Source organism: Paraburkholderia sp. (assembly GCF_035948235.1).
In the GTDB taxonomy this organism is placed as follows: domain Bacteria; phylum Pseudomonadota; class Gammaproteobacteria; order Burkholderiales; family Burkholderiaceae; genus Paraburkholderia.
The window spans coordinates 1-6,231 of record NZ_DASZJJ010000088.1; the positions used below are offsets into that span (position 1 = coordinate 1).

Below are 6,231 nucleotides of genomic sequence, written 5' to 3' on the forward strand. Positions count from 1 at the left end.
ATTGCCCCCTCGAAGCTGGCATAGTCGGCGGGGTGATCCTCGACGTGCACGGCCATGCGTTTGGCCTTCGGGTCGTAGCACGGCCCCTTGGGGACTGCCCAGGACAGGAGCACGCCGGCAAGCTCAAGCCGGAAGTCATAATGCAGACGACTGGCCCAGTGCTTCTGCACGACGAAACCCAGCCTGGCGGGCGTAGCCGCGGCCACCGCTGGCGGCGCCGGTTCGGGCGTAACAGTAAAATCCCGCTTCTTTCGATAGCGGGAAAGCGGTGGAGCGGTAGAATCGCGCGCGCTGGCCATGGTTCCAGTGTAGGAATCGCATCTGCAATGCGCCACCGCAAATTAAAGACCCGGCCCGCGTCGATTAGCGCGGACAGTGTGACTGCAACTACGTAACGCCGATATATGGACCTCTGGATTCAACCGTGCAGACCGTGTGCCGATCTCCACGGAAAGCCGTCTACTGAAGAACCGCATCCGCAACTCGTACTGAACGATGCGGGGGCGACCAGGGACGCTCAGGCGAAACAGCACTACACATGCAGCCGGTGCAATGCTGTCTTCGTGCGTATTCAGGCCGGACTGCCGGCGGCGCAGGTATGGATGCTGCTCAATGCGGGCCAGCATTGAATCCGTTCGATGATGCGCCACGACAACGATGAGATTGGGAATGACAACTGCATTTGACGAGGCAACCACGGCGGCGATCGCCGCGTTTGCCCAACTGGATTTCCACACGGCTGTGCAGGCGATGCGCGCCGAAGCCGACTACGACCGCGAACGGGACCTGTGGATCTCGCGTTATATCGACGAACACGGCGGCGGCGCGGACGATGCAGCATACGACGCCCTGCACGCGCAGGCTCAGGCGACCCCGGAATACGCGCAGTTCGTCCATGCCGTGCGCAGGGAAATCCTCGAATACTTCGGCGTGGACGATGCTCAACTGGACTGTATGGTCATACTGCGCAACGACGATAGCGATGAGCTTTGGGCGGAAGTCAACCGGCTGCGCAATGCGCTGGGGACCGGTGAAGTGCGCGGGGATCTCTGAACCGCGCGTAACTGGCGGAAAGCAGATGGAGTCGAACCATCCCGGGAACGGCTGACGTCCCCAACTGGATTTGAAGTCCAGCCGCACCACCGGATGCGATTGCCTTCCCTTGACCACAGAAACCGCTGCACGATGCGCGAAATCGATGCGCATGCATGCATTGTCATCGTCCGTTCACAGCCATTCGCGCATCCGGCTATCGGGTCTCAACAGATGCAGATCGCGCTGGAATCGAGTATATCCAACGCGATCGAAGAACTCCAGAATCTGGATCGCGCGCTTGCGGCCCAACCCGGACGCGTCGCGAAACGCCGCCGCGCCGAGACCCTCGTTCTGCGCCGAGCGTGCGATCAGACGCGCCAGTTCATGCACGACCTCCCGGTCGTAAAACAGATCGCGCACGATCTGATAAAGACGCCCCAGACGCGCGAGTTTGCGCAGCACAGCGCGGACCTTCTCTTCGGGCTGATGAACCTCACGCGCGAGATCCCGCACCCACGGCGGATCAAAGTGCCCGTGCGCGATCAAGGGCATGAGCCGCGCCACCAGCGCCTCTTCTTCCGCATCCAGCGAAACCGCATGCGATGGCAGATGCAGCCAGGGCCCGCTGCGCGCGATACGCCCCTGCTCGACCAGCGCATCGACGGCCGCGCGCCAGACCGTGTCGCTCGCAAGCGGCGCCGCCATGCGCCGCAGGCGCGCGGCGTCCGGACCCTGCTCGTCGGGCACACGCGCATGAAAATCGCCCAGCACGTCGACGATGCGTGCGGCCAGATGCGCCCAATGTTCGCTTGCAAGCAACGTGGCGTCTTCGGCACGGCCTTGTGGCGCAATGACGACGACGTCATCGGGCAACGCAAGCGTTGCTGCATCGTAGCCTGTCAACTGCACTAGCGCGCTACGTTCCAGCCCATGCGGCGCCTGCGCGATGAGCGCCTCCACGCGTGCTTCGTCCAGCCACTTGCGCAGCGCGTCGAGCCACGCATGCCGCTGTGGCGTGCGCCGCCGGCGCGCCGGGCCGAACGGATCCAGTACACGGCCGCCGCCCACCGTGCGGCTCGCCTGCGCGTTGCGCACAATAAAGCGGTCGCCCGGCATCGCGTGCAGCGGCGCATCGAACACCAGTTGCACGCGCGCCTGTTCGCCGGCCTTGAGCGTGTCGCCTTCGAGCAGCGCGACGTTTGCCATCCGATGCGTCGTTCCCAGATGCACGTGCAACGGCGACCAGTGCTGCAAAGCGATATCGGCGTCGGCCAGCAATTGCAGTTCGACGTCCAGCCGTGTGGCTGGCTGCGCGATCCTCGCATCGACGATCCAGTCGCCGCGCGCGATGCGATCTTTGTCGATGCCGGTCAAGTTGAGCGCGCAACGTTCTCCCGCATGGCCGGTTTCAGCAGCACGATTTTGCGCATGGATGCCGCGCACGCGCACTGTTGCGCCAGCGGGTGCGAGCAGCAGCGTGTCGCCTGCATGCACGCGTCCGGAAAACACCGTGCCGGTCACGATGGTGCCTTGCCCCGTCAGCGTAAACACGCGGTCTACTGCGAGACGAAACAAACCATCGTCGCGGCGCGATTGAGATTGCGTCGCGCATTCGCGCAGATACGCATCGAGTTGCGCTACGCCCGTGTCGCCCTGCACGCTTGCGTTCGTTTCGAAGAGCGGCGCGTCGGTGAGCGTAGTCGGCGCGAGCCATGTCGAGATTTCCTCGCGCACCTGCGTCAGCCGCGTAGCATCCACGCGATCCACCTTGGTAAGCGCGATCGCTCCGCGCTGCACGCCCAGCAATTGCAGAATCGCCAGATGTTCGCGCGTTTGCGGCATCACGCCATCGTCGGCGGCAATTACGAGCAGCGCAAAGTCGATCCCGCACGCACCGGCGGCCATCGTATGCACGAGCTTTTCGTGACCGGGCACGTCGATAAAGCCAAGCACGTCGCCGTTCGCCAGCGGCGCATAGGCGTAGCCGAGCTCGATCGAAATGCCGCGCGCTTTTTCTTCCTTCAGGCGATCTGTGTCCACGCCGGTCAGCGCACGCACGAGCGTGGTTTTGCCGTGATCGATGTGTCCCGCCGTACCAACGATCACAGGCGCAACTCCGCGAGTTGAGCAATGAACGCCGCTTCGTCGGCGCTTTCAAGGCAGCGCAGGTCGAGGCGCAGCGCGTCGTCGGCGATGCGGCCGATCACGGGGCGCGGCAGCGCGCGCAAGGCGCGTTCGAGCTTGAGCAGCGCGCGGCCACTGCCTCCCTTGCCGCGATGGCGCACGACCAGGCCGCTGCTCGGCAATACATCGACAGGCAAGGCGCCGCTGCCGATCTGGCTGAACATCGGCTCGATGCTCACGTCGTAGCCTTCTCCCAGTGCACGCTGGCAGGCGGGCAAGGCACGCGTTGCGACTTCGTGCATGTCGGCGGCGGCGCGCGTGAGCAGGCGCAACGTAGTCAGGCGCTCGCGCAAGAACTCGGGCGCCTGATAAAGCCTGAGCACCGGTTCCAGCGCCGCGAGCGTGAGCTTGCCCACCCGCAATGCCCGCTTGAGCGGATGCTTCTTGATCTTCGCAATCAACTCCTTGCGCCCGACGATCAGCCCCGCCTGCGGGCCGCCCAGCAATTTGTCGCCGCTGAAAGTGACGATATCTGCGCCCGCTTCCACGGTGGCGCGCACGGTGGGTTCGGCAGGAAGGCCCCATTGCGTGAGATCCGTGAGCGTGCCGCTGCCCAGGTCCACCGCAACCGGCAGGCTGTGACTACGCGCAAGCGGCGCGAGTTCGTCGAGTTCGACGTTCTTCGTAAAGCCGCTAATCGCGTAGTTGCTGCAATGGACCTTCATCAGCAGCGCCGTGCGCGCGCTGATAGCCGCTTCGTAATCCTTAAGATGCGTGCGATTGGTCGTGCCGATCTCGCGCAGGCGCGCGCCGGCGCGGCTCATGATGTCGGGAATGCGGAACGCGCCGCCGATCTCCACCAGTTCGCCACGCGAGACGATCACCTCCTTACGCGCCGCAAGCGCGGAAAGCGTGAGCAGCACGGCCGCCGCGTTATTGTTTACAACGGTCGCTGCTTCTGCGCCGGTGAGTTCGCAGATGAGTTCGTCGATCAGATCGTCGCGATCGCCGCGCTTGCCGGAAGCCAGGTCGAATTCGAGGTTCGCCGGCTGCGTGAGCGCTTGCACGACGGCGCTTACCGCTTCGTCGGGCAATAGCGCGCGGCCCAGGTTCGTATGCAGCACGGTGCCGGTGAGATTGAATACTGCGCGTAGTTTGCTTTGCGTGCGTGCGCTCAGGCTGTGATCGGCTTCGGCAATGACGCGCGCGATTGAAAATGCTTCGACGTCGGCATCGGTGAAAAAGGCCGATTCGCCCGCCTGTATATCGCGACGCCATCCATCGAGCGTCGCGCGAATCGCCGCGAGCACCTGAGTGCGTCCGTATTGCGCAATCAGCGCTTGCGCTTCGGTCGACGCGATGACACGCTCCACAGCAGGCATCTGCGCCAGCAGCGCATTCAGCGCGGGTTTGGCGCCCTGCTCCACGGTTTCACTCATCGGGCTCGCCTCATTGATCGGCCGGGGCTTCGGGATACAGCAGCGGGTTCGCGCTCGCACGCCGGTAGCCCGCTTCGCTCATCAACAGATCGAGAGTGAGGCTCGCGAGATCGTCGGCAAGCGGTTCGAATTCGAGGTCTTTGTCCTGATAGCCGATCTTGCGATACGTGTGGCATTCGTCGCACGATTCGGCTTTCAAGGCGGCGCTTGACGCCACATCGCCTCCGTCGATACCGTCGATGCCGTCGATGCCGTGATAGGCAATCCCTTTAGTCGAATCGCAATTCGTGCATTTGACGCGCACCACATGATGTTCCGTAGCGCAGAGGCTGCATTGCGTGTAGCGATAGCCCTGGAAAGCGCCGCCCACACGCACGATGCTAGCCACGGGCGGCAGGCCGCACACTGGGCACACACCGGGCGCATCCACATAAGGCACGTCTTTCACATTGAGGCGGCTCGCGAGCGCGGTCCACACGGTTTGCAACGCAGCCGTGATGAAAGGCGCGGTGGCGGGGGCGACTTCCGCATAACGTTGCGCGAGCAACGCATCCGCCTGGGCGTCGAGTTGCGCGTCGCTCATCGCGCGCAAGTCGTCGAGTACTTTGGCGAGTGCGGGCGTGATGGCGCCCGCCGCTTCTACACGATCGGCGAGACGCCGCAAGACCACACGCCATTGCGGATCGCGATCTGCGCCCAGCGCGGGCAAAATCGGCATCGAGTGACGTTGCGCGCCGGCGATCGCCTCGGCAGAAGGCATCTGCGCGTCAAGATGGTCGAGCGCCTGTTGCTGTGCGTCCACGAGTACTGCCATCAGCCGCATATAGCCGCCGATCGGATTGCGATCCGCCAGTTTGCGCAGTCGCGCGGCGCGCTCCTTGAATAGCGTTGCGCGCTCGGGCAAGCGGACGCGGGGAATCGCGGACGGGTCCTGCGTCTGGATCTGTTCCGGGTCGAGTATGCGTTGTTGCGTCACGGCTTTGGGTCTCCGTCCAGCCAGCAAAACACCAGCAAAAAAGCCGCCGCGCCCTCGCGGGCGAGGCGGCTTGCCAGCAGCGCGTCCCTGAAGGTCTGCAGAAGGACGGCTACTTGATGCTCTCGCGGAACCAGCGCGGATGATGTTTGCGCGCCCAGCCCCAGGTGACATAGCCGCGCGTCATCGCGCCAATCGATCCCTTCACCCAGATCGCCGCATAGATGTGCACGACGATACTCACGATCAGCACGAAGGCCGCGGCCGCATGCACAACGGCGGCAATGCGAATGATCGTGATCGGGAAGTAGAACGAAAAGTAACGCCGCCAGATCACAATGCCGCTCAGCAGCAGCAGCACGAGGCAAACCACCAGCGTAAAGAATAACAGCTTCTGTCCCGCATTGTATTTGCCGATTTCGGGCAGCTTGTCCTCGCGATTATTCAGCACGTCACCCATCTGTTTGAGCCACTGCACGTCGGCCTTGTCGAGATAGTTGTGATGCCAGAAACGCAGCGCGAGAATCATGAAAGAGACGAACATCACGATGCCGATGAACGGATGCAGGATGCGCGTCCACTGCCCGCCGCCGAACAGCGCGGATAGCCAGAACATCGACGGATGAAACATCGCCAGTCCGGAGAGCGCGAGCAGGACAA

General features: G+C 63.5%; 6 protein-coding genes and 1 tRNA gene. 1 reads left to right on the forward strand and 6 read right to left on the reverse strand.

All coding sequences use genetic code 11. The features are described 5' to 3' along the window. The coding region (locus tag VG320_RS07220; protein WP_327199444.1) for a DNA polymerase ligase N-terminal domain-containing protein at positions 1-299 on the reverse strand (299 nt) is incomplete at its 3' end. Positions 300-669: 370 nt separating this feature from the next. Here VG320_RS07220 and VG320_RS07225 point away from each other — a divergent pair. Next, positions 670-1,053, forward strand: a complete 384-nt coding sequence (locus VG320_RS07225; protein WP_327199445.1) for an ATP-dependent protease — start codon at positions 670-672, stop codon at positions 1,051-1,053. A 12-nt stretch (positions 1,054-1,065) separates the two neighbouring features. Here VG320_RS07225 and VG320_RS07230 read toward each other — a convergent pair. The 5 genes from VG320_RS07230 to VG320_RS07250 form a co-directional block, all read right to left on the reverse strand. Further along, a tRNA-Sec gene (locus VG320_RS07230) sits at positions 1,066-1,161 on the reverse strand. A gap of 66 nt (positions 1,162-1,227) precedes the next feature. Then, a complete protein-coding gene (selB, locus tag VG320_RS07235) occupies positions 1,228-3,141 on the reverse strand; it encodes a selenocysteine-specific translation elongation factor (protein ID WP_327199446.1) in 1,914 nt (637 codons plus the stop codon). Beyond that, a complete protein-coding gene (gene selA / locus VG320_RS07240; RefSeq protein ID WP_327199447.1) occupies positions 3,138-4,598 on the reverse strand; it encodes an L-seryl-tRNA(Sec) selenium transferase in 1,461 nt (486 codons plus the stop codon). The genes selB and selA overlap by 4 nt, the downstream gene beginning before the upstream one ends. Before the next feature lie 10 nt (positions 4,599-4,608). Beyond that, positions 4,609-5,574, reverse strand: coding sequence for a formate dehydrogenase accessory protein FdhE (fdhE, locus tag VG320_RS07245; protein ID WP_327199448.1), 966 nt, complete (start codon positions 5,572-5,574; stop codon positions 4,609-4,611). 109 nt (positions 5,575-5,683) lie between these two features. After that, positions 5,684-6,231, reverse strand: a 548-nt coding sequence (locus tag VG320_RS07250) for a formate dehydrogenase subunit gamma (protein WP_327199449.1), incomplete at its 5' end; no start/stop codon positions are given.

Excerpts from the sequence above, each read along its gene's own strand:
- VG320_RS07225 (WP_327199445.1), top strand. The coding sequence starts at position 670 with ATGACAACTGCATTTGACGAGGCAACCACGGCGGCGATCGCCGCGTTT.
- selA (WP_327199447.1), bottom strand. The coding sequence starts at position 4,598 with ATGAGTGAAACCGTGGAGCAGGGCGCCAAACCCGCGCTGAATGCGCTG.